Origin of the sequence: Vibrio sp. 10N.222.46.A1 (assembly GCF_041473595.1) — a bacterium.
Taxonomy (GTDB): Bacteria; Pseudomonadota; Gammaproteobacteria; order Enterobacterales; family Vibrionaceae; genus Vibrio; species Vibrio tasmaniensis_A.
In genome coordinates, this window is the sequence record NZ_JBFRSN010001733.1 from 1 (window position 1) to 535 (window position 535).

1 protein-coding gene is annotated in these 535 nt (G+C 40.7%); it reads right to left on the minus strand.

Annotation, left to right across the window (positions count from 1 at the left end):
• On the minus strand, nucleotides 1–535 hold a 535-nt coding region (locus tag AB4496_RS29075; protein ID WP_372133592.1), incomplete at both ends, for a putative oxygenase MesX.

Here is a 535-nt window from a genome sequence, read left to right on the forward strand (position 1 = left end):
GAAGACTCATTCGGTTGGTATTCAAAACCTAATACTGGGTGTTGGTTTTCAGTGCGGTAATAGGTTTTATTATCTGACACGCTTAAGCAAATAACAGGTGGCTTATTAAAGTTCTTTTTGTAAGCGTCAGAGTTAACGAAATATTTAAAAAGCTTGCCGTGCAAATCACCAAAATCTTCTGGAATGCTGAATTTATCTTGGCCTTTATTATGATCCAATAGACGTACGCTAAAGTCATAATCTCGAACATAAGAAGAGAAGTTATTTCCGATAATGCCTTCAATACGCTCGTTGGTTTTACGGTCTAGAATATTGGTTTTCAGTACTTCAATGGAAGGGAATGCTTCGCCGTTGCTTTCAATGTCCATATCAACAGAAATGATTTCAAGCTCTACAGAATAACGGTCGCCTTTTGGGTTGTCCCAGTGTGCTAATGCGTTGAAACTGTTGTCAATCATCTGCAGTGCATTGCGCAAGTTTGCTTGGCGGCTGTCACCACGCGCCAAGTTAGCGAAGTTGGTGGTGATACGTGTGC